The organism is Brevibacillus choshinensis, from assembly GCF_016811915.1.
In the GTDB taxonomy this organism is placed as follows: domain Bacteria; phylum Bacillota; class Bacilli; order Brevibacillales; family Brevibacillaceae; genus Brevibacillus; species Brevibacillus choshinensis_A.
Genome location: NZ_CP069127.1, coordinates 5,165,179 through 5,191,623, shown reverse-complemented (window position 1 = coordinate 5,191,623; position 26,445 = coordinate 5,165,179). Strand labels below are relative to the sequence as shown.

Annotated in this window: 23 protein-coding genes and 2 riboswitches; of the genes, 19 read left to right on the top strand and 4 right to left on the bottom strand. The window is 52.6% G+C overall.

Annotated features, from left to right (window positions below):
• Positions 1-93: 93 nt before the first annotated feature.
• The gene (locus tag JNE38_RS25990; RefSeq protein WP_203353953.1) at positions 94-1,188 is read left to right on the top strand and encodes an HD-GYP domain-containing protein; all 1,095 of its coding nucleotides are present in this window, start codon (positions 94-96) and stop codon (positions 1,186-1,188) included.
• Positions 1,189-1,205: 17 nt separating this feature from the next.
• On the opposite strand, the gene corA is transcribed toward JNE38_RS25990, so the two are convergent.
• Positions 1,206-2,141, bottom strand: a complete 936-nt coding sequence (gene corA / locus JNE38_RS25985; protein ID WP_203357750.1) for a magnesium/cobalt transporter CorA — start codon at positions 2,139-2,141, stop codon at positions 1,206-1,208.
• Positions 2,107-2,277, bottom strand: a complete 171-nt coding sequence (locus tag JNE38_RS25980) for a hypothetical protein (RefSeq protein WP_203353952.1) — start codon at positions 2,275-2,277, stop codon at positions 2,107-2,109. Before JNE38_RS25980 ends, corA begins: the two co-directional genes overlap by 35 nt.
• A gap of 340 nt (positions 2,278-2,617) precedes the next feature.
• Between JNE38_RS25980 and JNE38_RS25975 the strand changes: the two genes are divergently transcribed.
• From JNE38_RS25975 to JNE38_RS25950, 6 genes are all read left to right on the top strand, one after another.
• A complete protein-coding gene (locus JNE38_RS25975; protein WP_203353951.1) occupies positions 2,618-4,564 on the top strand; it encodes an AMP-binding protein in 1,947 nt (648 codons plus the stop codon).
• Positions 4,565-4,828: 264 nt separating this feature from the next.
• A complete protein-coding gene (locus JNE38_RS25970) occupies positions 4,829-6,871 on the top strand; it encodes a molybdopterin-containing oxidoreductase family protein (RefSeq protein ID WP_203353950.1) in 2,043 nt (680 codons plus the stop codon).
• Between the two features lie 170 nt (positions 6,872-7,041).
• The gene (locus JNE38_RS25965) at positions 7,042-7,830 is read left to right on the top strand and encodes a hypothetical protein (RefSeq protein ID WP_203353949.1); all 789 of its coding nucleotides are present in this window, start codon (positions 7,042-7,044) and stop codon (positions 7,828-7,830) included.
• A 199-nt stretch (positions 7,831-8,029) separates the two neighbouring features.
• Entirely contained in the window at positions 8,030-9,346 is a 1,317-nt protein-coding gene (locus JNE38_RS25960; protein ID WP_203353948.1) for a globin-coupled sensor protein, read from the top strand.
• 209 nt (positions 9,347-9,555) lie between these two features.
• On the top strand, positions 9,556-10,617 hold the full coding sequence (locus tag JNE38_RS25955) for a YeeE/YedE family protein (RefSeq protein WP_275296731.1): 1,062 nt from the start codon (positions 9,556-9,558) through the stop codon (positions 10,615-10,617).
• 12 nt (positions 10,618-10,629) lie between these two features.
• Positions 10,630-10,854, top strand: a complete 225-nt coding sequence (locus tag JNE38_RS25950) for a sulfurtransferase TusA family protein (protein ID WP_203353946.1) — start codon at positions 10,630-10,632, stop codon at positions 10,852-10,854.
• Between the two features lie 116 nt (positions 10,855-10,970).
• Here the strand turns inward: JNE38_RS25950 and JNE38_RS25945 are convergent, their stop codons facing one another.
• Positions 10,971-11,453: a cysteine dioxygenase gene (locus tag JNE38_RS25945; protein WP_203353945.1), complete on the bottom strand. Its 483-nt coding sequence runs from the start codon at positions 11,451-11,453 to the stop codon at positions 10,971-10,973.
• 213 nt (positions 11,454-11,666) lie between these two features.
• Between JNE38_RS25945 and JNE38_RS25940 the strand changes: the two genes are divergently transcribed.
• From JNE38_RS25940 to yunB, 4 genes are all read left to right on the top strand, one after another.
• Positions 11,667-12,701: a S1C family serine protease gene (locus tag JNE38_RS25940; RefSeq protein ID WP_203353944.1), complete on the top strand. Its 1,035-nt coding sequence runs from the start codon at positions 11,667-11,669 to the stop codon at positions 12,699-12,701.
• A 29-nt stretch (positions 12,702-12,730) separates the two neighbouring features.
• Positions 12,731-14,647, top strand: coding sequence for a copper amine oxidase N-terminal domain-containing protein (locus JNE38_RS25935; RefSeq protein WP_203353943.1), 1,917 nt, complete (start codon positions 12,731-12,733; stop codon positions 14,645-14,647).
• A gap of 273 nt (positions 14,648-14,920) precedes the next feature.
• Entirely contained in the window at positions 14,921-16,075 is a 1,155-nt protein-coding gene (locus JNE38_RS25930; RefSeq protein ID WP_238933467.1) for an MFS transporter, read from the top strand.
• A 57-nt stretch (positions 16,076-16,132) separates the two neighbouring features.
• Positions 16,133-16,861 (top strand): sporulation protein YunB, encoded by a 729-nt coding sequence (gene yunB / locus JNE38_RS25925; protein WP_203357748.1) that lies wholly within the window; start codon positions 16,133-16,135, stop codon positions 16,859-16,861.
• An 82-nt stretch (positions 16,862-16,943) separates the two neighbouring features.
• Here the strand turns inward: yunB and catA are convergent, their stop codons facing one another.
• A complete protein-coding gene (catA, locus tag JNE38_RS25920) occupies positions 16,944-17,603 on the bottom strand; it encodes a type A chloramphenicol O-acetyltransferase (RefSeq protein ID WP_203353942.1) in 660 nt (219 codons plus the stop codon).
• A gap of 208 nt (positions 17,604-17,811) precedes the next feature.
• Here catA and JNE38_RS25915 point away from each other — a divergent pair, with 208 nt between their 5' ends.
• The 8 genes from JNE38_RS25915 (at position 17,812) to JNE38_RS25880 (ending at position 26,440) form a co-directional block, all read left to right on the top strand.
• Positions 17,812-18,462 carry an HAD family hydrolase gene (locus JNE38_RS25915; protein WP_203353941.1) on the top strand — a complete coding sequence of 217 codons (651 nt, stop codon included), beginning with the start codon at positions 17,812-17,814 and terminating at the stop codon, positions 18,460-18,462.
• 53 nt (positions 18,463-18,515) lie between these two features.
• Positions 18,516-18,663: riboswitch (FMN riboswitch) on the top strand.
• Positions 18,664-18,799: 136 nt separating this feature from the next.
• A riboswitch (FMN riboswitch) is annotated at positions 18,800-18,945 on the top strand.
• Between the two features lie 125 nt (positions 18,946-19,070).
• Positions 19,071-20,180: a bifunctional diaminohydroxyphosphoribosylaminopyrimidine deaminase/5-amino-6-(5-phosphoribosylamino)uracil reductase RibD gene (gene ribD / locus JNE38_RS25910; RefSeq protein WP_203353940.1), complete on the top strand. Its 1,110-nt coding sequence runs from the start codon at positions 19,071-19,073 to the stop codon at positions 20,178-20,180.
• A gap of 18 nt (positions 20,181-20,198) precedes the next feature.
• Positions 20,199-20,873 carry a riboflavin synthase gene (locus JNE38_RS25905; protein ID WP_203353939.1) on the top strand — a complete coding sequence of 225 codons (675 nt, stop codon included), beginning with the start codon at positions 20,199-20,201 and terminating at the stop codon, positions 20,871-20,873.
• A gap of 17 nt (positions 20,874-20,890) precedes the next feature.
• The gene (locus JNE38_RS25900) at positions 20,891-22,090 is read left to right on the top strand and encodes a bifunctional 3,4-dihydroxy-2-butanone-4-phosphate synthase/GTP cyclohydrolase II (RefSeq protein ID WP_203353938.1); all 1,200 of its coding nucleotides are present in this window, start codon (positions 20,891-20,893) and stop codon (positions 22,088-22,090) included.
• A 14-nt stretch (positions 22,091-22,104) separates the two neighbouring features.
• Positions 22,105-22,569: a 6,7-dimethyl-8-ribityllumazine synthase gene (gene ribH / locus JNE38_RS25895; protein WP_203353937.1), complete on the top strand. Its 465-nt coding sequence runs from the start codon at positions 22,105-22,107 to the stop codon at positions 22,567-22,569.
• A gap of 117 nt (positions 22,570-22,686) precedes the next feature.
• Positions 22,687-24,195: a spore germination protein gene (locus tag JNE38_RS25890; RefSeq protein ID WP_203353936.1), complete on the top strand. Its 1,509-nt coding sequence runs from the start codon at positions 22,687-22,689 to the stop codon at positions 24,193-24,195.
• Positions 24,196-24,200: 5 nt separating this feature from the next.
• On the top strand, positions 24,201-25,289 hold the full coding sequence (locus tag JNE38_RS25885; protein WP_203353935.1) for a GerAB/ArcD/ProY family transporter: 1,089 nt from the start codon (positions 24,201-24,203) through the stop codon (positions 25,287-25,289).
• Entirely contained in the window at positions 25,286-26,440 is a 1,155-nt protein-coding gene (locus JNE38_RS25880; RefSeq protein WP_203353934.1) for a Ger(x)C family spore germination protein, read from the top strand. The genes JNE38_RS25885 and JNE38_RS25880 overlap by 4 nt, the downstream gene beginning before the upstream one ends.
• The last annotated feature ends 5 nt before the right edge of the window (positions 26,441-26,445 follow it).

The following is a 26,445-nucleotide window of genomic DNA, read 5'->3' as shown; positions in this document are numbered from 1 at the left end:
TTTTTTGGTTTTTCGCGAACAAAAAATAAGCATGTAGAATCCAGTCGAATCACGCTATAATAAGGGTACCCTGAAGAAAGGCGAATGTTGGAAATGAGACTGAAATCCATTCAAAAATGCCGGCCGGGTGACACGCTGGCACGTTCCATCTATTCGGAAAATGGAACGGTTCTCGTTGGGGCAGGCGTGGAGCTTACCCAGCGAATGCTAGATCGACTCAAAGGCAAGAACATCTCAAGTCTTTACATTCAGGATAAGCGTACAGACGACATTCTGGTTGAGACCGTCATCTCGGACTCTACCCGTAGAGCTGCGATGTCAATGATTCACGAGACGTTTCGGACGGTACATGACTTTCCACAAAAATGGCAGCAGATTTTTGCAGACAAAGCTTTTGGACGCGAATTGCGCCTCATAATGACAGCTGTAGCGGATGAATTGAATGCCTCTCGTTCTGCCATGAACTTACTTGCCGATGCATGCGCTTTTGACAATTACATATTTACACACTCTTTCAACGTCGCGCTGTACAGTACGGCGTTGGCCTTGAAAACGGAGTGTTCGGAAAAAGAAGTGCTGGAAATCAGCATTGGCGGCATGCTGCATGACATAGGAAAAATACACGTTCCGGACGAAATTTTGAAAAAGCCGGGTTCTCTTACAAATGAAGAATTTGAATTGATGAAAAAGCATACAGAATTCGGATTTGAGATGCTGCGGCGCCAAGAAGACATTCCGTTGCTCGCCGCACATTGCGCATTTCAGCACCACGAGCGGTGGGACGGCTCCGGCTATCCACGCAAGCTGAAAAAAGATGAAATTCACCCGTTCGGACGGTTGATGGCGGTCACGGACGTCTTTGATGCACTCACCTCTCACCGTGTGTATCGACCGGGTATGCTCCCGCATGAAGCGATGGAAATTCTGTTTTCGGGATCCGGCAAGCTGTTTGATCAAAAGTACGTAGAAGCCCTGCGCGACACCATCGCTCTCTATCCCCTCGGACTGAGCGTCAAATTGAATACGGGAGAGACAGGAGTCATCGTGGATTCCAACAAAGGCATGCCAAGCCGACCTATCATACGGATTCTACTGGACGAAAATGGGCAGGAATTATCCCAGCCTTATGAATGCGATCTATCCAAAAAACTGACCGTCATGATTGTGGCATGTGATGAGCTTGTCTAGGGATTGTCTTGGACAAGCTACAGCCATTCCTTCTTTTTGAAAACGACGTACATCGTCAGTCCGATTCCAGCCATGACACCGAGCACGACAAAGTAGCCATAAGGCTGTCTCAGCTCTGGCATGTAGTCAAAGTTCATGCCGTAAATGCCAGTCACGATGGTCAGCGGCATGAATATCGTCGTCAAGGCGGTAAAGACGCGCATGATATCATTGGCTCGTCCGGCGAGGGCGGACTGATAGGCTTCGCGCAAGTTCCCGATCAGCTCGCGGAACGTCTCGAAGCTTTCCACGACTTTCGCAGCATCCTCCACAATGTCCCCAAAGTACTTCCGCATGGCTGGTTGAAGGAGCGGAAGTTCTTTTTTATGCAGAGCGTCTATCAGGTCCCGCTGCGGCAATAGCATCTTGCGGGCATATAGAATTTCACTGCGCAGCCCAATGATCTGATCCAAATGGGCTTTCCGGGTATTCATCAAGATTTGTGTCTCCAGATCCTCAATCAAGTCTTCGATTTTCTCAATCACGTCGAAATACCGATCGACAACCTGATCGACCAGATAATAGAGAAATTCATCTGGACGATTTACCTCTTTCTCTCGGATGATGGGCTGCATAGCCGTGAATTCGGGAGCTTCCTGCTTCGTGACCGTAATAATCGTCTTGCTGCCGATGAACACATTGATCTCGCGCAAAAAGATGTCTTGATTATGAAAGGCGATCCCGTTGATGACGAGAAAGTAGTGGTCTCCGTAAATCTGGAGCTTGGGCCGCTGCTCTTCCTCGTCGATACAGTCCTCTACGGCCAGATGATGTAAGCCAAAGAGAGGCTGCAGAACATCCAGATCAAATGGAGAAGCATCGATCCAGTAGAAGCCGTTGACCGGCGGCTGGACGGTATCCTCCACGTCGTCAATCTCGCTAATCAATCCGTTTTGTATCAACCGAATTTTCATCATCAATTCTCCTGCAGGTGGTATGGTTGGAATTCATGCGCGGCCAGATGTGAGTGAGAATCAGCTCGTAGGCTTCCCGCAGGGCCTGCCTGCTGGGTGGTTCCGGTGCTGCCGGCTTATCCTTTGGCGTAACCATATTCGAGATCGCCTCCTTCACAGCTCTCCCTCATACGTATGACCAACAGCCCGTCTATTTGCCTGGATGAGTGACTCGTTGTAGCTCATCGGATGGATAAAGGGTATTGCCATTTTTAAAAACGCGAAACACAGGGCATGTCGCCGAGGCTGGCTCTTTCCATGGGATAGTGTTCCTCACTTTCCAGATTTCATCTAGACGTTTTTCATATCACGAAAAGGGGTGTCTGCGTGGGGAGAGAACCGTTGTCCTTTCGCTATTGACAGAGGTGGAACGCGCAGATGAAAATAATAGGAGGAAGCGCTTTCAAATAATTCCGAATCGTGTGGAGGGGAATTGGATGATGCGTACACGCAAAGTCGTATGGGAGCCGTCGCAGGAACAGGTCGAGTCAAGCAATCTCGCCCGTTTTATGAAGCAGGAGCAGATATCCGATTACGACACACTGATCAAAAGGTCCGAGGAAGATGTGAGCTGGTTTTGGAATGCGTTTATCCGCTTTGCTGGAATCGAGTTTGCCAAGCCGTACCGCAGCGTGTTGGACAGCTCCAAAGGCCTGCCGTGGCCAGAGTGGTTTGTGGATGGCAAAATTAATCTCGTGCATAACTTTCTGGACAAGTGGGCGGAAAACGAAGCTACTGCTGGCCGTCCTGCCTTGCTCTGGGAAGGAGAGTCGGAAGAGGAGCGAAGGTATAGCTTTTACGAGCTGCGCCAGGAGGTAAACCGGTTCGCAAACGCGCTCGGCACATTGGGTGTGGAGCGTGGAGATCGAGTCGCGATTTATATGCCCATGATACCGGAAACAGTCATCGCACTGTATGGAATCTACAAGGCGGGAGCAATCGCGGTGCCGCTCTTTTCGGGTTTCGGGCCGGAAGCCGTGGCAGTGAGGCTTCGTGATGTCGAGGCCAAGCTGGTAGTAACCGCAGACGGATTTTATCGCGGAGGCCAGCAGGTGCTGCTCAAGCATGTGCTGGACAAGGCGCTGGAGACGTCGCCGACAGTGCAGAGTGTGCTGATCGCCGAGCGTCTGGGTGAAAAGGCATTGCTGGTGCCCGGACGAGACTGGCACTGGGGCGAGCTCATGGATGCAGCATCTGACCGATACGCCACAGTGGAAACAGACGCGGAAGAACCATGCATGGTCAGCTATTCCTCGGGGACCACAGGAAGCCCCAAAGGCATCGTTCATGTCCATGGCGGAATTGCCGTGAAGACGGCAGAGGTGGGAATGTTTATCTACGACACGCATCCCGACGATATTTTTACCATGGTCACCGATTTTGGTTGGATGATGGGTCAGCTCCCCCTGTTCTCCGCGCACAGTGTCGCGGCGCCCTTTTTGATTTATGAAGGCAGTCCGATGCACCCTCATCCAGGGCGCCTGTACCAGATCATCGAGAAGTACAAAGTAACCGTATTCGGCGCTCCGGCGACGGCCTTGCGGATGCTAAAGACGTACGCAGAGCCTTTCCGTGAACAAGCAGACCTCTCCACACTGCGCATATTGGGACATACAGGAGAGCCGATAGACGAGGAAACCTGGTCGTGGTATTTGTCCTGGACCAATGGAAGGGCACCCATCATCAATGGCAGCGGCGGAACAGAGGTGTTCGCTGAGATTCTCTCCTCGACATGCATCACACCGCAAAAGGCGACATGCCTTGGAGCGACCCCAGCTGTGGGAGCGAAAGTCGTGGACGAAGCGGGCAACCCGGTACCCGCCGGGAATTCGGGCTACCTGATCTTTACCGTGCCGCAGCCCGCACAGACCCGAGGCTTTTGGCGAAATCGCCAGCGTTATCTCGACACATATTTTCCGCTTGGAGAGCATATGTGGTGGCAGGGAGATATGGTCACCAAGGACGAAGAAGGCCACTGGTTTCATCAGGGCAGGGCGGACGATGTCATCAAGGTGTCGGGTAGGAGAACGGGGCCGGGTGAGCTGGAGGATGTGGTTATCCAATTTCCGGGTGTTTTGGAGGCGGCAGCGATCGGTGTCCCCCATGCTGTCAAAGGCGAAGAAATCGTCTTGTTCATCGTGATGACGCCGGGTGCTGCGCTGGAGGCAAATGAGCTTCGGCGGCATGTGACAAACACGCTCGGCAAGCCGTACGAACCGGCGGAAGTCCATATCGTTTTGGACTTGCCGAAAACACGCACGCAAAAGATTATGCGGCGCCTGATCAAACAGCGGTTTTTAGGCGAAGCGTTGGGCGATACCTCCAGCCTGATGAATCCGGGGGCCTTGGATGGATTGCCGAGGCGCACCGCCATCGATCAATAACGAAGAATGGCAAAACATTCGCGAAGCTCTCTTCGATGTGCCGCCCGGCCTATCGGAGTGAGCTTTTTCTACAGATAGGAATTTATATGATTCCTATCCAGTACAAGTGCAGCTAAGGCTCCGCCAAAAAGCTTAGCGTAGCCAAGTTTTCTAGTTGCTTCTTTTTTTTCTTCGTGGTGGAATGAGAGGAGAAGAACCTGTAAAAAGGAAAGCGCGTATAGGGGAGCGAACCATTCGACATGGAGAGGAGTGCGGAGTAGAGCCATGCAATCATACGTAGATCAAGAAAACGGAGTATTTCCATCGGTATGCTCTTTGGATTGTCCCGATCAGTGCGGGCTGCTCGTTCACAAAAAAGACGGGAAAATCATCAAAGTGGAGGGGGATCCGAATCATCCGGTGACCCAGGGAAGCATCTGCAACAAAGTGCGCAACATGGCCGAGCGAATCTATGATTCGAAACGGCTCACCACGCCGCTCAGGAGAACCGGTGCAAAGGGTGAAGGGAAGTTTGAGCCAATCACCTGGGAGGAAGCGATCGAGACGATCACCTCCCGATGGAAACAGCTCATTGCGGAATCCGGACCCGAGAGCATTTTGCCGTACAGCTTCTACGGAAATATGGGAAGGCTGAACGCCGAAACCATGGACATGCGATTTTTTCATCGTCTCGGGGCCAGTCGATTGGATCGGGCGATCTGCAATTCTGCCGGTGGCGTAGGCTACAATTATACGATGGGGGCCAATTACGGAACCGATCCGGAAGAAACCGTGCATACGAAGCTGTTCATCATGTGGGGAATCAATGCCGTCAGCACCAACATGCACCAGGTCATGCTGGCAGAAAAAGCGCGCAAGAACGGCGCCCAAATTGTCGTCATTGATGTTCATAAAAACCAGACGGGGCGCTGGGCAGACTGGTTTATTCCCGTATTGCCGGGGACCGATGCAGCCTTGGCACTGGGGATCATGCACATTCTTTTTGCGGAAAACATGGTAGACACGGTTTTCATGGAGAAGTACACCGTGGGTCACGAGGAATTGCGCGACCACGTGCGGCAGTACGATCCGGCTACCGTCTCCGCAATTACCGGTGTACCTGTAGACGACATATATAGGCTGGCTCGCCTGTACGGCCAGACGTCTCCGTCGCTGGTGCGGATCGGCAATGGATTGCAGCATCATGACAATGGTGGCATGTGCGTCAGGACTATCGCCTGTTTGCCAGCCTTGACCGGACAGTGGCTCGTCCAAGGGGGCGGAGCCATGAAAGGAAACAAAGGCTTTCTCGAGCACAACAAGCAGACGCTGCAGCGCCCCGATGTTTTGGTCAACAAAGAGACGCGTCGGATCAACATGAATGTCATCGGCAGCGCATTGCTAACGCTTGATCCGCCGATCCGGTCGATGTTTGTGTACGGCTGCAACCCTGCGCTTGTAGCCCCGGAAGGGAACAAAGTCAAAGAAGGGCTTGCTCGGGAGGATTTGTTTTTGGTTGTACACGATCTGTTCTTGACGGAAACGGCAGCATACGCCGATATCGTGCTTCCATCCACCTCGGCGTTTGAAAATACGGATTTCTACACCTCTTACTGGCATCATTACATGCAGCTGCAGAAGCCGGTGATCGCCCCGTACGGCGAAAGCAAGTCCAACGTGGACGTATTCCGGCTGTTAGCCAAGGGGATGGGCTATAAAGATCAGATGTTTCACGATACCGAGGAGGAGTTGATTCGCCAGGCGCTGGACTTCCCGGCCAATCCATTCCTCGGCTCCATTACGTACGAGGATCTGCTAGACAAGAATTACCGAAAAGCAGCGGTCACTCCCCGGTTCATAGAGAAGCTGCCGACACCGAGCGGTAAAATCGAGCTGTACTCGAAACAGCTGGAGGCGCAGGGCTACCCGCCCCTGCCGACCTACACGCCGCTCCCTGTCGAAAGTGAACTTCCGTATTTGTACGTACCTGGGCCGAACCACAATTTCCTCAACTCGACCTTTTCGAACAATGCCAAGCACGTGAAGCTGGAAAAGTTCCCGCGGCTGTTCATGAATACGGCTGACGCGGAGGCTTCAGGCATTGCGGAGGGGGATAAGGTGCGTGTGTGGAATGATAGAGGCGAGTGTGAGCTGATCGCATCCGTCGGCGAGACTGTGCTGGCAGGAGTCGTGGTGAGCCAGGGCCTCTGGGCGGATACACCAGGCTCCAAGCATCATGTGAATGCACTCACACCAGACCGCATTGCCGATATGGGCGGCGGTGCAACGTTTTTCTCCGGCCGTGTGAATGTGGAAAAGGTGAGATAGGATAACCAGTCAAAGCTTCGCCGGGCGCTATGCTCTGCGGAGCTTTTTCATGGGACCCACCTGGCGAAGGTCTTCCTCTCAACCGCTTTTTGGTTTACGGAGAAGCATAGATTGAAGTTCTTTGACTACATACTAGGATTACCAGCAAAAGTCGAAAGGTGGAATCACGCATGTGGGCTGGCAAGTGGATCGGGATCGTGTGCAGCATGATTTGGGGGATCGAGACGAGTGGAGCAGGAATGGCTGTTCCCACACCGGAAGCCAGTCAGATCGCACCTGCCCCGGCCGTCTATGAGGAGCTGAAGATTGCGCGGCAGGATGTGACGGGTGATGCGAGAGCTGATATCATCACGCTGCTGGGCAAGCGGTTTGCTCCCGACAGTCCGTACTATGAGCAGCTCAAGCTGATGGTACAGGATCCTGTCGCGAAAAAGGTGTCATTCTTTCAGACGACCTACGGCGGCTATCAACCTGAGATGTCGTTTTGCGATTTCGTCGGAAACAAGACCAAGCAAATCCTCGTACAAGCGCCGACAGGCGGTAGTGCAGGCACCTCTGATTTTTATCTGTTCAGCGACAAGGACAACAACCCGGCCGTATTGCCCGTTCCACAGCCGCTGACCATTTCCGGCTCCTATCAGGACGGCTATAAAGTGCCGTTGACGATCAAGGAGACGAATCAGACGACGGTGCTCGATTTGAGTGACCGCAAAGACATCTACGAGGAAAACGGCGTCTACAAGAATGGCAAGCTGGTGCAGCCGGTAGAGGTGCTGCCCAATACGTTCAGTGTTCTAAAGCCGGTCGAAGCGGCTGACGGAACATGCGAGCTGAGAGGAGAGCAGCGTGTGAGCGGGGTAGCCAACGCGGATACGATCGCGTACGTGGAATCGCTGTGGAAATGGGTGAATGATGGCTGGAAGCTGCAGAGCGCCCAGGTGAAAAAGGCGCAAAGATAGCCCGAAAGAAGAGGACCTCTCCGGTTGCTTTGCTCAGGAGAGAGTCCTTTTTTGTAGGTGGAGGTAGGAGATAGTCGTGGTTTATATTTCGACCACAGTGGGTATATAGATATAATCCAAAGGATATACCCAGTTGGAAAAAATTATAGTATAGTACAATGAGAATATGCAGAGTACCACTGAAAAAGGAGCCCACCCAATGAGTACAAGCCCGATCTCCAGCCTGTTTGGTTTCAAAGGAAAAGCGAAGAAGGAATCGTTTTTTCGGGATATTAAAGAAAAGGGAGAAGTGCATATCGAGTCGGGGTCTCAACTGGCCAAGCAAATGTCCCTGATTCATTTGACCGAGCAAGATTTGGCTGTCGCGAAGGCCCTTCAGCCGCTCATCATTCGGAATATTGACAAAATAGTTGGGTTTTTTTACGAAAATATAGAAAATGAGCATCTGCTCATGAGCATCATCGAGAAGCACAGCAGTATCGAACGGCTCAAGCAAACGCTGACCAGACACATCCAAGAGATGTTCAGCGGAAAGATCGACAGCGAATACTACGAGCAGCGCAGCCGAATCGCCGTCATGCACATGCGGATCGGACTTGCGCCGAAATGGTACATGTGCGCGTTTCAGAATCTGCAGCTGTCCATCATGGAGCTCTTGCATCAGCACATTGCGGACAAGCAGGAGTTTGTCCAGGCCTTATCTGCAGTGACCAAGATTCTCAGCCTGGAGCAGCAGATCGTATTGGAAGAATACGAGAAGGAGCACGAGCGTGTACGCCAACTCGAGCAGGATAAAAAAGACGAGCTGAGGGCGGTACTCGCGAATTCTGCTCATGAGCTGGCAGCCGTCTCCGAAGAAAACAGCGCATCCGTAGAGCAGCTGACGGAGCAGTCACGAGAGGTGTTGCGCCTGGCGGAAAATGGATCGAATTACTCCAACAAGGCCCATCAGCTTTCCCAGGAAGGGAAGGAGAAGCTGGAGAAGCAGCAGGAGCAAATGCAGCTGATTGCGGAAAGCGCCAAGCAGATCTCCGAGGAAATGAATACGCTCGAGGAAAACTCGGAAAAAATCCGCGGCATTGTCAATGTCGTTACGGCGATTGCGGAACAGACAAACCTGCTCGCGCTCAATGCAGCGATCGAGGCTGCCCGTGCAGGCGAACAAGGACGGGGCTTCGCCGTGGTCGCTGATGAAGTGCGCAAATTGGCGGAACAAACGAAGCAATCGGTTTTTGGAGTACGGGAATTGATCGAGAAGACCAACCAGCAGACAGGCGTTTTGTCTATGGTGTTCACAGAAATCCAGGCGCTTGTAGCATCCAGTACGTCGATGACGAACGAAACGAATGCCTTTTTCGAGGGCATCATGAGTTCCGTGATGGATGGCAAAGAGCAGAGCATGCAAATTCAAAAGGAATTGGAAAAGTTCTTCAGAGTCATGGAGGATATGAACCAGGCCGTGGCGCAGGTAGCCAGCTCTGCTGATGAACTCTCCGAAATAACAGAAAACCTGTAATCAAACAGGAATGACTGGTTCTTCCGCAAAGCACATCCCATCTACATCAGGGATGTGCTTTGTTTTGTTTGCTGTTCTCACCCGAAAAGCGGGGTCGAGCTGTCGGATTTAAGAGTTGACTCCGCTTTGTTTTGTGCTAAAATGAAAAACGTTAATCTTCATAAGTTTACTTGGAATTATACGGGTGGAGGGCAAAAAAGTTGGGACAAATGATTTTTACGGGTTTGTTGTGCGGAGCATTGCTCGGTTTTGTCATGCAACGAGGTCGCTTTTGCTTGACGGGCGGCTTCCGGGATATGTTTTTAACGAAGGATTATCGGATGTTTTACGCTTTGCTGATAGCGATAGCCATTCAAAGTATAGGCGTATTCGCACTTATCCAGTTGGGATTGATTGAGTTCAAGGCAGGCGGGTTTGCTTGGCTGGGCACGATCGTCGGGTCCTTTGTTTTTGGGATAGGGATTGTCCTCGCGGGTGGATGTGCGACAGGTACCTGGTATCGCGCAGGGGAAGGCTTGATTGGCAGCTGGATCGCCTTGTTCGGGTACATGCTGATGAGTGCTGTCATGAAAAGCGGTGTGCTGGTTCCATTGAATGACGCTTTCAAAGTCTACACCTTGCCGACCAATTCCATCCCGGCGACCTTTGGCCTGTCGGTTTGGCCGTTTGTTCTGATCCTGGCAGCCATCACGGTATTGTTGGTTGTCAAACAGCTGCGCAAGCCGAAAGTGGCTATCCCTGCTTTGCGAGCAAAGCGCAGCGGACTGTCTCACCTGTTGTTTGAAAAGCGCTGGCATCCATTCGTGACAGCGATTCTCGTAGGCTTGATCGCTATGCTGGCTTGGCCGTTGAGCGAAGCGACCGGTCGCATGTCCGGGCTCGGAATCACGACGCCATCTGCAAACATCTTGCAGTATCTGGTCACAGGAAACAGTGAGAAATACGTGAACTGGGGAGTATTCCTCGTTCTGGGTATCCTGGTTGGTTCATTTCTTGTGGCCAAGGCGAGCAGGGAGTTCCGCTTCCGTGCTCCAGACGCAAAGACGACGGTTTCCAGTTTTTCCGGCGGGATCCTGATGGGATTCGGTGCAAGCCTGGCTGGCGGATGCTCGATTGGGAACGGTCTGGTCATGACAGCGATGATGACGTGGCAGGGCTGGGTTTCCTTGATCTTTATCATTTTGGGTACGTGGACGGCTTCGTATTTCGTGTATGTTCGCCCCCGTATTCAAGCGAAGAAACAACATAGCGCAAGCATGACAACGGCTTAGGAGGAAAGGTAGATGCAACACAAACTGGCTGTGCTGGGCATGGTATGTCCCTTCCCGCTGATCGAGGCGAAAGAAAAGATGGAGACATTGCCCAGCGGTGATGAACTGGTGATTGAATTTGACTGCACGCAGGCGACAGAGAGCATTCCGCGCTGGGCAGCGGAATCCGGGCACTCCATAATGAATTATGAGCAGCTCGATGATGCTTCTTGGACGATCACGGTGAAAAAGAAATAGAAAAATAGACAGACTCCCCTCTGCTGGGCAACGTGCAAGCACGCATCGATCCGGATGCTTGCTGCCTGGCGGAGGGGAGTTTTCTATAGTCATGGAAGGAAAAACAGGTACATATGTTAAATTATAGCATTACCTGTTTTTTCATATTTCTTGCATTTATTCAGTGGTGGTGTATAGGCATTGAGGGAGACGACGGGGGTTTCACCCTGATTACGGATGGCGTGGATCTCTTTGGGAGCGACATAACAGAATTCGCCTGCCCCGACCGTAACCATTTTCTCTGGAAGCACCTCGTGTCCGTCTTCTGCCAATGAATAGATGATGTTGGTGAGATCGCCGGAAAGGATCCATTCCCATCCGAATGATTCACCATGGTTATGGGGAGCTGATTCCTCAGCGGGAGGCAGCAAGATGAGTACGATTTCGACATGCTCCGTGGCGAGCAAGACTTTTCGTCCATAAGGAAGGTTCGTCGGTTCGGGAATGTAAGGCGCGATGGATTCCAAGCCGATCGGCAGGGACTCCAGGGCCTGTCTTAGCTCCGCAGCGGTCGGACAAGTCAAGGAACGAAAAGCCTTTTCCAATAGGGCGTGAATCATGGGCATCCTCCCAAAGTAGTAATCTTGTTCAACGCAGACGCGCTTCCTTCGATCAAGATATGACACGCTGAGAGGAACGGTGAGGACGTCTGCAACAGGACGAATGCGTTTTTTCAGGAGAGATAGGTCGCCTCTATCTGAAGAGCGGCCCTTTTGGTATGAATATCAGGTCTCATGCGTTTTCTAGAAATGAGAAAGATGGAGGATCAGGAGATGAAGAGAAAAGGTAGCCTGCTCGCTTGCAGCCTGTTGGTGCTGCTGACCGTGCATGCCGCGACTCCCGGGACATACGCAGCGGGTACGGCGCCAGCTGCTGCGACGACCAAGACGCCTGCGGCAGCCATGACGGATATTCCCGGTGTCATCGCGCGTGTTTCCCCAAGCGTCGTCGCCATTGTAGGGAAGCCGGAGCTGAGAGGATCTGCGAGGGAGAATCGGTTTAATCTGGCCCACGGAACGGGGATTGTCGTCAAAGCGGATGGCTGGATTTTGACGAATGCCCACGTCGTAAAAGAGATGGACAATCTGACGGTCATCACTGTGGATGGCAAGCAGTACGCAGGGACAGTCACCAATATGGACGAGGAGAGCGACTTGGCATTGGTGAAGATCGCGGCTACTGGACTTACACCTGCCAAATTTGCGACGAACTATTCGATTAAAGTCGGAGAGACAGTCGTTGCGATCGGAACCCCTATTTCCGTATCCTTGCGAAATTCGGCATCAGCCGGGATCATCAGTGGCGTCAATCGATCGGTCAGCTCAACTTATCGACTGATTCAGACGGATGCTTCGATCAACCCTGGGAACAGCGGGGGGCCCCTGGTCAATCTCAGGGGTGAGGTAGTCGGAGTCAACTCTTTGAAATTCGTCTCAGTCGGGATCGATAATCTGAGCTTTGCTATTCCAGCAGATACGGCGCAATACGTCATGAACCATTTTTTCACGTACGGAAAAGTAAACCGGCCGTATTGGGGAGCAGAGCTCGAGGAAAGCTGGGCGGCCGTGGTCGGATTGCCCACCAAAGAACCGCTGCGCATCACGCGGGTAGAACCCGGATCGCCAGCAGAGCAGGCGGGCTTTCGGGCAGGAGATGTCATTTACTCGGTGAATCAGGCATCCTGCACGACGCTCGTCGAGTTCAATGAGCTGCTGAAGCGTTATTTGCCGGGACAAACGGTGGAGGTCGTGGTACAGTCTGGCGGGGATCTGATCAAGCGCAAAGTCACTTTTGGTAAACAACCATAAAGAGAGACAACGGATGGGGGAAGAACGGGATGGCTCACAAGAAATGGCAAGTGCTTTGCGTAACGGCTGTGCTGTCGGCAGCGCTTTGGACAAATCAATCGGTGCTGGCGGCTGAGCAGACTCCCCAGAGAGTGGAAGTCAAACTCAGATTGAATGCAGCGCAGGCAAAAGTGAACGGGCAAGACATGGCGATCGAGCAGCCTTACTTGTCGCAGAATACGACGATGATTCCGCTCAGTCTTCTGACAGCTGCGTTTGGAGCGGGCTTGCAATACGACAGCCAAAGTCAGATGATCGAGCTCATTTACAATGGGAAGGTCATCAAATTGAAAACGGGCAGCAAGCTGGCTTGGATCAATGGCAACGAGGTGACTCTGACCGCTTCGCCCGAGCTGAAAAACGGAAAAACGATGGTGCCGCTCACCCTCTTGACGCAAGTGATGGGCCTGCAGGTGGTCATCGATGCAAAGACAAAGGACGTCAGCATCCTGGGAGCGAAGCAAGGAGAAACCACCACGACCAACGTGTCCTTGGATAGCGACCTCGGAAAGACGATGGTGGGAGACAGCTACTACGGCTGGAAAATGAAGTATCCGACAGGGTTGATCATGGATGATCAAAGCTTCCAGGGAGACTACGTCGGCTTCCGCGATGCCAAGGATGCGTATGAACTCTTCATTTACATTGCAGACGATCAGCCGGAGAATTTGTCTGGTACGGGCCTGCTGAGCCGTTTGGTGGATTCTACGGAATATTCAGTGCTGTCCAAAGGGTATGTGAATGATGCGGCGCAACCCTATGCCCGCCTGATTTCCAAGGGCAATAACGGCTCTATCAACGAAGAGAGGGCCTATCAAAAAGGAACGCGCATCTTCTATGTCACGCTGGTCATCCATGACGAGGCGGATTTCCGCAATCCGTCCAAGTACAGCAGCTATAAAGATTTGCTGGACAGCTTTTCCATGTCCTTTCCGAAGGGCGATGCAGCCGTCAAGGACCTTTCCACCGTCGAAGGAGACTATCGTTGGTATAAGGACGAAGATTTCGGCTTGAAGGTGAAGGTTCCGGCTGATTGGCAAAATAACTATAATCAGTCGTTCACCCAATTCTCCAGCGAGAATGGCAAACAGTGGTTGAAAATCAAGATTACCTCCAAGGAAGACGGGCTTACGCTCGATGACTGGGTGAAGCGGCATGAACAAATGTACCGCGACCTCGTGAATGAAAACTATTTGAAGATCGATCCCGCAACTGTCTCCTCGACAATAGCGGGAGTTCCTTCCAGAGAGCAGAAAGTCAGCAGTTCGGATGGCACAGGCTGGATCCCGGAGCTGGACTTCTTTTTCTTCAAAGGGGACTACAAGGTTTACGTAGAAGTCGCCTATGATCCGGAGGCAAGCGCACAGGAGACTGCGGCGCTGATCCAGACGATCAAGCAATCGCTAACGATCGATCAAAGCGCAATGAATCCGTCAATGGGCGAAATCACCGACGATGACCTGATCGACAAGGACCAGATGGCCACCCTCAAGCTTCCTGCCTATCAATTCTCGATCAGCATCCCGGAGCATTGGAAGGAAATGCGAAGCGATGCATCCGTTAGGGGGTACGAATTTGCCGGAGGGTACGCAACGATTATTGCTCTTCCAGGCAAGCTCATTGATGCTCGCAAGGAAGTAGAGCGATCCATAAAAGAAAATACGGAGGCCTATGGCTACACGGAAAAGGAAAGCAAGGCGGTCACCCTCTCCGGAGTTCAGGCCTACAAGATGGTCTTCGTGGGAAAAGACAATGGGATTCGGTTTGAGAAACAGTTTTATTTGCTGGAAAAGGGAAAGAATGCATACATGGTCGCCTTCACGATATCGGAATGGGTCAAAACCAAGTCGCTGGAGCAGCGCTTGCAAAAGATCGTGGACTCCATCCAATTCACTGAGGGAAAATAAGAGGATACGGTTATAAAGACGCGGGGCAAATGCTTCGCGTTTTTTTGCTTTCAGGACCAGCGCCTTCGCTGATAAGATGAAGATACGGTGCAATGCGCCGCGCAGGACGAGTTGGGGAAGCGCCCCCGCATGTTTGTCGACGACAGTTCTTTTTGAAAAGCGCGAAAACGAGGAGGCATGTGCATGTCAACGGCCATAATCAGTGTGCGCACCCGATAGACGGGGGCGTGCGATCTAAAACCGCCTGTGACGATCAGGGGGTTTGGATAAATCATGATTCAGATGAAAACGTATTTGTATGTCCATGCGCTGTCTTCCTTAGGATCGCGGATGGATTTGATAGCATGCAGTGCGCTCATTTTCACCTTTGACCACAGCGCGTTTTGGCTGATGGCTTTCTTCGTAGCGCGTCAGGCAGGCGGGATCTTGTTTAGTCTGGCGGCTGGTGTGCTGGCCGATCGGGTGGACAGACGCAGGGCAATGATCGCAAGCGACATCGGAGCGGGACTGGCCGTTTTGTCCATCGTGTTTTTCCCGAATCCGTATGTGGTGGTAGCAGCAGCTTTTTTCAAGGGCATGCTGTACAGCCTGTTTCACATCAGCTTTCAATCTTCCTTGCCGCAGATGTTTGAACGAGATGAGCTCGTCAGGATCAACGGATTAACGGTCCGCTTGGAGTCGGTGGTCGGGATCGTCGGCTTTGCCCTCGGCGGGTTTTTGACCAGCCACGTTGGGTATTCGCTCGTGATTGCCTGCGATGCAGCCAGCTTTCTCGTGTCAGCTGCCGCGCTGACCCGGATGAGGTGGGAACGAGCAGAGCCTGCCATAGCCAAGGTGAATGCATCAGAAGGGGCAGGGTTTCGGGAGACACTCCTTTATTTGGCGAAGCAGCCGATTCTTCTGGTCATCAGTCTGCTAGCTTTGTTCGAGTCGCTCAGTACGTCCGCCCATAACTACGGGCTGCCCTTTTTGGCCGAACAGCTCGCGTCGGCTGATGCTGCCTTGCATGGGTTGATGTGGTCCATGATGAGTCTGGGTGGGATGGCAGGGTCTTTTGTTGCCGGGCGACTCCGCGTGAAGAAGGAAGAGGGGATGTTCGGGGCTTTTCTCCTGCTCGCCCTGGTCGTCATGCTCGCTTTTGCAGGGACCACAAGGGTGAGCGTTCTCGCTTTGCTGGCTGTTGCCGGCTTGTTTGCGGGAGCGGCACAAGTATACGAGAGCACGCTGCTCCAGCAGGCAGACAACCACATTCGCGGCAGAGTCATGGGCGTCCAGAGCTTGCTTAGCCGAATCGGATTTTTTATCGGATTTGTCGCTGCTCCGCCTCTGGCTGCCTGGACCGGCTTGTTCGGGATGGTCGCGCTGGCACAATTGCTATTCCTGCTGGGATTGCTGGGCTTGGGCAGCTTTTATCTGCGGAAACGATAGTCTTTTTTCCTCCCATAGGCCATAGGATGTACCAATTGGGAGGTGACGGGCGTGGCGATGTTTCGACCCCGTCGGCGTTGGAAGAACCCGCTTTCCCGAACGAAGGCGTTTTTTATCGCGGTGGTCATTTTTTTGGTCCTGTCGATACAAACGCTGGTTTTCCTGGAAAAACGGCTCGAGCCGACGCTCTTGATCCTGGCTTCGCAAAAAACGGAGCAGTTGGCCAAGGAAGCAATTACGGACGCAGTAACCAAGCGGATTTCCCAACAAGGCGTCGACTTTAATCAAATCGTGAAGATTGAAAAAGACAACCAGGGGCAGATTCAGGCGTATCAGTTTAATTTCAAGGAGTATGCGCGGATCGTGGGGGAAACCACTTCCCGCATTCAAAACAAGCTGCAGGAATTCGAGGCGGAAAAGGTAGACCGTACGATCCCGCTCGGACTCGCGACGGGGAACAGCTTTCTGGCCAATTTGGGGCCGGACTTGCCGATTACGTTCATGCCGATCGGGTCGGTCAAGACCAAGCTGGAGACCGAGCTGAAGGAAGCGGGCATCAACATGGTGCTGGCGACCGTCTACATTTACGTGGAAGTAGACCTGCGCATCGTCGTCCCTTTCGCTACCGACGAGCAGACTGTGACCACGAGAATCCCGATCACGCACTCGCTCATCGTCGGAGATGTGCCTCAGTATTTGTACAACAACCCCGAAGGAAAGCCGGATGTTCCGAGAGCGCAGACGCCGCAGGGTCAAACGGTGCCAGACGCACCAGAGCAACCGTAAACATGGGAAGACAAACAAAGCGACAGCCCGGGCATGACTCTCATGCACCGGGCTGTCGCTGTATGACGATCGATTCGCTACGTTACTTCGCAGGAAGCCAGGCCGGGGCATCATCAGCTAATGCCTGCATCTCTTGGACAAGCAAGCTGGCATGGTATCCGTCGCACACGGCGTGATGCATTTGCACCGCTAAAGGCAGCAGGATGCTGTCAGAGTGCCTGAAGTATTTTCCTATGGTGAAGATCGGGGAGAGGTAGGTCCCCTCGTCGTAGATGTTCAAGTTGAATCCCGTAAAGCTAACCCACGGGAGGCACGAGATGGGAAACGTGTTTCCTGGTTCATGGGGCTTCGGGGTGAACTGCTTGATCTGGCCGAACGCAGCGAGATCGTCCAAATAGCGACCGTGAAAAACGGGAAAGTCATCGTGGTGCTCGGTCCAGATGCTGCTGAATGTCTTGTCGTCCTCGTGGAAAATGGTGTAGCTGGGAGACATGCTTTCCCAATACCCTACGCTGCCATCCGGATCATAGCCCATCCTAAGCTCCATGTGGCGGTTTACAACCGTCGTGAGCATGTGAATCAAGGCCGGATACAGCTTGAATCCACTGTTCTTCAGATCGGGGAGCATCCGGGTAATATCGATGTTGGCAGTCATGCTAAAGGTGCATCTGACGCTGTGCAGATAATGGTCGAAATAAGGCTTTCGGCTCCAGGTATCCATGTCAATGGGGTGGAAAATCATGCTTGGTTCCCTCCTAAAATGATCGTGTTTCTTTGCTTTAGGAGGCTTGATCCACTGCTTTAACCATATCCTCATCACGGTCCTCGCAAGATTTGAGCAGGTCATCTGCTCATAAAAGAAGTATACAGCAAAAGCAAAAGGGTGTTCCAATGGCAATTTTCCCGTTACTATGAATACAAAAGACTGAGAAATGGACGAGGAGGAACCGATGGCTATTCACTACGAGAAGGGCATCATTTTTGATATGGACAATACGCTGTTGAAATCTACGATTGATTTTCCGCGGATGAAGCATGCTATCTATCAGGTGCTGATAGATAATGGATGCTGCGAGCCAGGTCTGGATTGGCAAAATCATACGGCGTCACAGCTGATCGAGATCGGGAGACAATCTGCGAACATGACGCCTGAGCTGGAACAGCAGATGTGGGAAGCGGTCACTGCTGTGGAAAAGGAAGGGATGCACGGGGCTGTATTGGAGGACTACGCCGTGGAGGTGCTGGACGAATTGCAAAAACGCTGCCAGCTCTACATTCTCACGAACAATGCCTCCGCGGCTGCCCATGAGGCTCTGCACGAGACGGGGATTGCCCATTATTTTGCAGAAATCGTGGCACGCGAGCAAATGACGGAGCTGAAACCTTCTTCGTCAGGGGTACACTACATTTTGCGGCAGCATCCCGAACGGTCCATGAGTGCGTGGACGATGGTCGGGGATTCCTGGATCGATGGCAAAGCGGCGCAGAATGCCGATGTCCGCTTCATTGCCTACCAGGCTAAACAGCAGGAAATGGAGAGCAAGGGAGTTACACCGTTTACGACCATACGTGATTTGCGTGAGCTGCTGGCTCATTTTTGAGAAGAAAAGTGTAGGCTTTGTCCAGAAATGTGCTATACTCTACCTAACTGAATACCAGCCTTCAGGGTAGGGTGCAATTCCCGACCGGCGGTAATGACGAACGCACGTCTGAGCCCGCGACTCGCTGTCTGCAATTTGGGCAGCGACTGACTTGGTGAAATTCCAAGGCCGACGGTAAAGTCCGGATGGGAGAAGGTATTTGGAATAGCCTTGCAGCTGTTTTTTGCAAAAAAACGGTTGAGAATAGGCTTCTTTCTCGATGCCCTGAGTCGAATGCTCATGGGCATTTTTATTTGATAAAAGGAGGGAATAGTAGCACAGCAGGAATTTCATACGAAGCAATCTTCAGGGTAGGGTGTAATTCCCGACCGGCGGTGATGACGCAAGAGCGTCGAGCCCGCGACTCGCTGACCACGCATGGAAAGCGACTGATCTGGTGAAAATCCAGAGCCGACGGTACAGTCCGGATGGGAGAAGATGCAAGAGCGCCGTCTTGATTCGGTTTTTCGAAAAATCGATTGAAGGCAGGCGTCTTTCCCTATCCCCTGAAACGAATTGGTTTTAGGGTTTTTTTCGTTGGCTGGAATCTGGAGGGATAGGAGAGAGTGATGGAACAAGACGTACGCTTCATGGAAATGGCGCTGGAGCTGGCGCGAGGTGTAAGAGGACAGACGAGTCCCAATCCGCTGGTCGGAGCTGTGGTCGTTCAAAACGGTCAGGTCGTCGGCATGGGGGCACATCTGAAAGCGGGAGGGCCGCATGCGGAGGTGCATGCCCTGCGTATGGCGGGTGACCTAGCGAAAGGGGCTACCATGTACGTTACCCTGGAACCCTGCAGTCATCACGGGAAAACGCCTCCTTGTGCGGAAGCTGTGGTCGCAGCAGGCGTTTCACGAGTCGTGGTAGCCGTTCTGGACCCGAACCCCCTGGTAGCGGGAAAGGGAATCGAGAGGCTGCTTTCCGCGGGAGTCGAAGTGAAGATCGGCGTTTGCGCGCAGGAAGCGACCAAACTGAATGAAGTCTTTTTTCACTACATCCAAACCAAGCTTCCGTTTGTGACGGTGAAGACGGCGAGCACCCTTGACGGGAAAATCGCGACGGCCACTGGACATAGCCGCTGGATCACGGGGGAAGCAGCTAGAGCTGAGGTTCATGAGCTGCGCAGAACGAATGATGCCATATTGGTAGGGGTAGGAACGGTCTTGGCCGATGACCCTGAGCTGACAGCCCGATCGTCAGGAGAGCTGTATGGAAAACAGCCCGTCCGGGTCGTACTCGACAGCCAATTGCGCACTCCGCTGACAGCTCGCATCGTGCAGGATCCACTGGCAACGACCTGGATATTTACCACTCCGGAGGCATCAGAGGAGAGACGGCAAGCTTTTGCGGAAGTCAAACACGTCAAGCTGATCACGCTGGACGCTCCGCTCTCCGTGATGGCCGTATTGAAGCAGCTGGGGGAGCTCGGCATTACTTCCCTTTTGGTAGAAGGGGGAGCAGGAGTCAATGGTTCCTTTTTGCAGGCGAAAGCCATCCAAAAAATCATCAGTTACGTATCGATGAAGCTGGTTGGGGGTAAGGAGGCTTCGACCCCATTTGGCGGAGCGGGATTTGCCACCATGGATGAAGCGGTAACGCTGAAGGATATAGCCATCAAGCAGGTAAGTGAAGAAGATGTGCGCTTTATCGGCTACCCGCGCTGGGAGCAGCACGAATAAAGAGAGGTGACACCATTCATGTTTACGGGACTCGTGGAAGAAGTAGGCACACTTGATGCCATGACGGGAAGCGGACAGGCAAGTCGACTCGTCATCCGTGCAGCGCGTGTGCTCGAGGGAGTGAAGACAGGGGATAGCATCTCCGTAAACGGCATTTGCCTGACGGTCACCTCTTATTCGACTCACCAATTTACGGTAGATGTCATGCCGGAAACACTGAACAAAACGAGCCTGCGCCAGCTTAGGCAGGGACAGCGCGTCAATCTGGAGCGAGCGATGCGTCTGGGTGACCGGTTCGGGGGCCATATCGTATCGGGACATGTGGATGGTACGGGTATGATTGTATCTCGACAGCCGCATGCCAATGCGGTGCTGTTTCGCATCGCAGCCGACTCGGCTCTCTTGAAATACGTCATCCCGCGCGGCTCGATTTGTATCGATGGCATCAGCTTGACCGTAGTGGATGTGGATGACAGCAGCTTTTCGGTTTCGATCATCCCCCATACACTGGCACAGACTAGCCTGCAGGATCGCAAGGTGGGTGACCAGGTCAATCTGGAGACGGATGTCATCGGCAAATATGTGGAGCGTCTGATGGGAGTGCGCCAGGAAGCGGAATCGGAATCGGAAGGGAAAAGCGAACGGTCCTCCCGTTTGAGCCTCGCTTTTTTACAGGAAAACGGATTTGCCTAATCGAGGAGGGACAAGCCATGTTTGACAGCATAGAAGCAGCCTTGGAGGATTTGCGCCAAGGCAAGGCAGTAATCGTCGTAGACGATGAGGATCGAGAAAATGAAGGCGATTTTGTCTGCCTTGCACAGGCAGCGACGCCGGAGATGATTAACTTCATGGTTACGCACGGACGGGGACTGGTATGTGTTCCGGTTACAGAAGAGCGGGCCGCTCGCTTGGGCCTAAAGCCGATGGTCGAAGTGAATACCGACTCGCAAGGAACAGCCTTCACCGTTTCCATTGACGAAATGAGCACGCACACGGGCATTTCCGCCCACGAACGATCGCAGACGGTGCTTGCCATGCTGGATGAAAGCAAGACAGCTGAAGACTTCCGACGTCCTGGGCATATTTTTCCCTTGATTGCCAAAGCGGGTGGAGTCTTGCGCAGAGCCGGTCATACCGAAGCGGCTGTCGATCTCGCTCATTTGGCCGGAGCTGCCGAGGCGGGTGTCATTTGCGAGATCATGAATGAGGACGGATCCATGGCTCGACTGCCGCAGCTCGAAGAAATCGCCCGCCGCTTTGATCTCAAGCTGATTACCATCGCGGACCTGATTCGTTACCGGATGGCGAGAGAGTCATTGGTCAAAAAAGAGGTCGAAGTGAATTTGCCTACGGTCTACGGAGACTTCCGCATTGCAGCTTATACGAATGAGCTCGACGGCAAGGAGCATGTCGCCTTGATCAAGGGCGATATCTCTCCCGAGGAACAAGTCCTGGTCCGTGTGCACTCAGAGTGTTTGACCGGCGACGTTTTCGGCTCGGATCGCTGCGATTGCGGACCGCAGCTGCACGCTGCCCTCGAGAGAATCGAGGCGGAAGGACGCGGGATTCTGCTCTACATGCGGCAGGAGGGACGCGGCATCGGTCTGATCAACAAGCTCCGTGCCTATCAGCTGCAGGAGCAAGGAATGGATACGGTAGAGGCCAATGAAAAGCTGGGCTTTGCGGCAGACCTGCGGGATTACGGGGTGGGTGCTCAAATTTTGCGCGACCTCGGTGTACAACGGATGCGGCTTTTGACCAACAATCCCCGGAAAATTCGCGGGCTGGATGGCTACGGCTTGAAAGTCGAGGAGCGGGTGCCGATCCAGATGCCCGAGCATCCGCACAACAGCAAATACCTTGCAACCAAACAAGAGAAGCTGGGACACCTGCTTCAACTACATCGATAGGGAGTGGAATGAACATGAAAACATTTGAAGGACATTTGGTAGGTACAGGACTGCGCGTCGGGATCGTTGCTGGCCGTTTTAATGAGTTGATCGTCAGCAAGCTGGTGGGAGGCGCCTTGGATGCGCTGAAGCGTCATGGAGTAGACGACGAGAATGTGGATGTAGCGTGGGTGCCTGGAGCCTTCGAAATTCCCCTCATTGCAAAGAAAATGGCCGAGTCGGGTCGCTACGATGCCGTCGTTACCCTGGGGGCCGTCATCCGCGGGGCGACACCGCACTTTGATTACGTTTGCAACGAGACGGCAAAGGGCGTAGCTTCTCTCTCCCTATCCACGGGCATTCCAGTGATCTTTGGCGTTCTGACCACGGATTCCATCGAGCAGGCGATTGAGCGTGCCGGGACGAAAGCAGGGAACAAAGGATGGGAAGCTGCCGCTGCTGCTATCGAGATGGCGAATCTCTCCAGACAGTTTGCCTAAATTTTTTCGCCAGTTTCCCCTTAAAAGGACGCCTTTGTGCGTCCTTTTTTCGTTCTGGATAAAAACGCCATGGAAGGGCAAAGTAAGAACGATTTTCCTGTAAAGGTTGTAGGTTCCATGGTGAAACCAACTGAGTGGTGGAGTAATCGCGTGCAGAAAGTCCTTTCCTCGAATGGCGGCGCTGGCAGCCATCCAGAATCGGGAAAGAGTCAGATCACTCCTGAGCAAATAAAAGAGCAGCTACACAACGTGGATGACCTTAGCAGCTTTTCCCTGAACATGAATGGGGAGAGGGTACACGTTTTTTTTCTGGATACGATGGTGGATACAGCTGAATTGTATGACACCATTTTTTTGCCTTTGCAGCGTTCGGACGGGAGAAATCCCCTAGATGTCCTTCCATTCGCTCAGCCGCATGAAACGGATGACCCCACGCTCTTGATGAATAATTTGCTCAGAGGTCACACGATCCTGTTCTTTCTTGATCGGCATCTCATTTTGCAAATCAATACGTTCCACGTGGAGCATCGTTCCATCTCCAAATCGGAGAATGAGTCGACTGTTCTCGGGCCGCAGGACTCGTTTGTCGAAACGCTGGAGATCAATCTGTCATTGCTGCGCCGACGAATCGCTTCACCCGATTTGAAAATCGTCGCTTTTACGCTGGGGACGGAAACGCACAACCGCGTGGCCATGATTTACATGGAAGACATTGCGAATGCCGAGAATGTGGAACGAGTGAGGACGCGAATCAACAACGTGGTCTACCAAGGGTTCGTGGGCATGCCGGTATTGAAGCAAACGCTGGAAGACAAACCGTATTCGCCGTTTCCGCAGTTCGGGCTCACCAACAGGCCGGATAATGCGACGGCAGCCTTGTTGGATGGGAGAATCCTGGTTCTCTTGAATGGGAGTCCGGATGCGGCGATCTGTCCTTCTTCTTTCCTGGAGATGTTCAGCAGCCCGGAGGATTTCTACAATCGCTGGTCGACGGCGAGCTTGCTGCGGATCATCCGCTTTTTTGGCTTATTCGTTACCATTCTTCTGACTTCCAGCTATGTCTCGGTTCTCACCTTCCATCCCGAGATGCTGCCGCCTGCCTTGCTCACGATCCTTTCCGAATCCAGAAGCAGAGTTCCTTTTCCTCCTGTGGTCGAAGTGGTGTTCATTGAATTGATCATAGAGATTTTGCGGGAGGCAGGAATCCGAATGCCGACCAAAATCGGTCAGACGATCGGTATCGTAGGGGGTATCGTCATCGGGACCGCGTCTGTGCAAGCAGGTCTGGCGAGCAATATCCTGATCGTTCTCGTCTCTGTTTCTGCCTTGCTTTCATTCGTTCCGCCGAACTTCTTGATGAGCAATGCGATTCGCCTCGTCCGCTATGGATTCATTCTCATCGCAGGCCTGCTGGGCATGTACGGACAATTCCTGATGCTAGCCTTTTTGTTCGCCCATCTGCTGGACTTGACTTCACTGGGCTCCCCCTACATGACGACAGGGGTGCCGCGCAAATGGACAGACCTCTTGAACAGCCTTTTCCGAGCACCGATGAAGTTTATCATTTACCGCAGCGGGATGTCCCGAGCGAAACGCAAGAAAGCGAGGCCGATTGGCGAGGAGTAGGTTAGATGGACCAAGGGAAGATTCATAACCTCAACCCGTATCATGTGATTGGCTTGATTTTGAATGCGTGCATCGGAGTCAATCTGCTCATGCTGAGCCATTCCGTCAGCAAAATGGGCTACAATCAATGGTGGCTCCCGTTCATTCTGGGTACGATCGCTTCGCTTACCCTCATTCCCATGATTGCGCTGTGCAAACGTTACCCGGAGGATAGCCTGTTTGTCATTAACGAAAAATTGCTCGGAAAATGGTTGGGGAGAGGGGTAAACGTCCTTGTCATCATTTATGCCATCCTGAATGCGACGACGGTCAATTCCGGGTACGTTCGGCTGGTTCAGACCTCCATGGTCAGCAGTCAGACGGTTACGCTGCCCTTGTTGGGCCTTACATTGGTCATGGTCTACATTGCAAATGGGGGGATCAAGCTCGTAGCGCGATTCTGCCTGATTTCCTTCTTTTTTACCGGCTGGATGATCTACTACCTGCAGTGGGGGTTTCAAAAAGGGGGGATTATGCACATCTTTCCTTTGTTCAATACGAACTTCCCTGATGTTCTCAACGCTTTAAACAATTCATTTGCCAGTATGCTTGGCTTCGAGCTGCTGCTCTTCTACTATCCGTATATTCAGCAGAAGGAAAAAGCGCTGCGTCATGCGCTGTGGGGCGTCTGGCTGATCATCTTCTTTTACACTCTGGTCCTGCTCACCAGCGTCGCTTATTTTTCGGTATGGGAAATGGAGCATTTGATTTATCCGATCCTGAACCTCTTCAAAGCAGTCGAGCTGTCCTTCATGGAACGGTTGGAAAATGTCGGGATTGGCGTATGGGTCTTTCTCATTTTGAGCACAAGTGCGGCATATATATGGGCAGCGCGCAAAGGTATGGAAGAAATGACAGGACGCAAGAGAAAGTGGCATCTCCTGTTGCCGGCCACTCTCTCTTACTTTATCATCCGGGGACCCATCTCCACGGAAATCCAGCAATATCTATACGACAAAGTGACGGTCTACATGGGATACGGCGTGATCCTGTGGCCTGTTTTTTTACTTCTGGTGCATGCGATCCGGGGCAAGAGCGGAGGGGAGAAGACATGAGAAGACTGCTCTGCGTCTTCTTGGTGATCCTGGCAGTCGCGATCGGTCTGAGTGGATGTGCACCGGAATTTGAACGGCCCACCCTCGAAGATATGGCGATGATCGGGGTAATCGGATTTGATTATACAGGCACTGAGGAAGTAAAGGTGAGTGTGTCCATACCGGTTCCCTCCAGCCGCATCAAGGAAATGAACCAGACGTACACGACCAATGCGAGCGTGACCAGCGAGGCGATGCTCGCTCTCTCTACGATGGCGGAGAGAACCATGTCTCTTTCGCAGCTGCGCGTCATTTTGGTAGGCGAGGAATATGCGCGCAAGGTTGGAATCAGCAAGGTGCTGTTAGACTTGTACCGCAATCCGGTGGTAGGGGAAAATGTGTTTGTTGCGGTTGTGAAGGGGAGAGCCGAGGAGATCATCCGCAGAAACTATAAAAACAAGCCGGAGTTAAACACCTATCTGAATTATTTGCTGCGCCCGCGTGTAGAGACGGCATTTTCTTCCTTTACCAGTATCAAGGACTTTGTCTACATGATGACAAGCGAAGTCTGTGACCCCAACCTGCCTTATCTGATCCACCGGGCAGAAGACGTGGAAGTGGCGAGAGTCGCCCTGTTTCGCGGGGATAAGATGGTGGACTTCATGTCTTCGCGTGAAGGCAAGATGGCACAAGCGATGATAGGAAGAAAACGGCTGCCTCGCATGAGCTTTCAATTTCCCGAGCCGAAAAAAGAAAATCTGGACAAGCTGACGGCAGAAGTCGTCTCCGAACAAAAGAGCGAACAGATCATTCTCGATTTTGTCTGGGCAAAAAGCAAGGTGCGGAGCAATGGCAGTCAGACCAAGCCACTGATTACGATTCGCCTGGAGCTACGTGCCTCATTGGTCGGGTATACCGGGACGAAAAACCTGGAAAAAAGGAAACAATTTGAAGCGCTGAAAAAACAGCTGGAGGCAGAAATCAAGAAGGAAGCAACAGTGATGCTCAACCGATTTCAAAAAGCAGGTGTCGATCCGGCCCAGCTGGAGGAGAGCCTTCGGCAGAAGTACCATGGGGAATGGAGTCGCGCTGTAGGCATGAAGCTCTACCAGAAGGCCGAATTCGACGTGCGGGTCAGCATGGAGATCATCGGGTTTGGAACGATGAACTAGCCGGG